Origin of the sequence: Massilia sp. CT11-108 (genome assembly GCF_047302915.1) — a bacterium.
GTDB classification, from domain to species: domain Bacteria; phylum Pseudomonadota; class Gammaproteobacteria; order Burkholderiales; family Burkholderiaceae_D; genus Telluria; species Telluria orientalis.
Genome location: NZ_JBKYMO010001453.1, coordinates 1 through 287, shown reverse-complemented (window position 1 = coordinate 287; position 287 = coordinate 1). Strand labels below are relative to the sequence as shown.

Sequence of the window (287 nt, the reverse complement as noted above, 5' to 3'; positions counted from 1 at the left end):
GTCCGGATCGATCCACGCGCCCGCCTTGCGCACCGCCGCGAACGAGGCCTGCGCATGCACGGGCCGGTTGCTCGTATTGGCGATGAAATAGATGTCCGCGTCGCGCAGCCTGCGGCGCACGAAGCCGACGTCGGATGCCTGCGCCGACAGCTTCATGTCCGGCGCCAGCACGGCCCGCAGCGCGGCGCCGACGGCATCGTCGTTCGCGACCGTATGCACGTTCGCGCTCGCGAACAGCGCCTTCGCTTTCGCCGCCACGGTCGCGGACACGCGCGCCGCGTCGCGAT

The 287-nt window shown here is 71.1% G+C and carries 1 protein-coding gene; it reads right to left on the bottom strand.

Annotated features, from left to right (window positions below):
• Positions 1-287: glycosyl hydrolase (locus tag ACEN88_RS35230; protein WP_413347058.1), on the bottom strand; the 287-nt coding region annotated here is incomplete at both ends.